Origin of the sequence: Virgibacillus tibetensis (genome assembly GCF_036026595.1) — a bacterium.
GTDB lineage: Bacteria > Bacillota > Bacilli > Bacillales > Amphibacillaceae > Virgibacillus_P > Virgibacillus_P tibetensis.
The window spans coordinates 1-697 of the sequence record NZ_JARZFX010000042.1 but is presented as its reverse complement, the minus strand read 5'-3'; the positions used below and the strand labels follow the sequence as shown (position 1 = coordinate 697).

The 697-nt window shown below is 35.4% G+C and carries 1 protein-coding gene; it reads left to right on the top strand.

Going from position 1 to position 697, the window contains the following annotated elements; genetic code table 11:
• Positions 1 to 113: 113 nt before the first annotated feature.
• A partial coding sequence (locus QGM71_RS21730) for a transposase (RefSeq protein WP_327609635.1) occupies positions 114 to 697 on the top strand: 584 nt, incomplete at its 3' end.

The window sequence follows — 697 nt, the reverse complement described above, 5'->3', positions numbered from 1 at the left end:
TACGATGAAGGTAACGCGCTTATTTTATTATGTAATTTCACTTTTTCAGTAAACAAAAAGGACACCATCTGATAAAATTAAAGTACCACACAATAACCATCGGAGGTGTCCTTATGTTTAAACATTATACCATGAATCAAGTTATTTTACCTTTAGATTTAGAAATTAAGTTACAAAAAAATGATATTGCTTATACTGTACACGATCTTGTGGAAAGTATACCTGATGAAGCATTTGAGAATTTTTTGCGTCAGACTGGGTGTCCTGCGTATCATCCAAGAATGATGATTAAAATAATTTTGTGTGCATACACACAATCTGTGTTTTCTGGACGAAAAATTGAAGGATTACTAAAAGATAGTGTTCGAATGATGTGGTTAGCGCAGGGGTATGAACCTAGTTACCGCACCATCAACCGTTTCCGAGTGCATCCACAGGTCAAAGAATTACTGCGTCAATGTTTTGTTCAATTCCGTTGTCAACTGGTAGAAGAACAATTGATTGATGAAGAAGCAATTTTCATCGACGGTACGAAGATAGAAGCGAATGCCAATAAATTCACGTTTGTTTGGCGTAAATCAACAGAAAAATACAGTGCAAATCTAGTTGAAAAATCAAAGCAAATGTATAATGAATTACTGGAGAAAGAAATTATTCCTGAAATCGAGCGGGAGAATGCAGAGGAACTATCCACTGG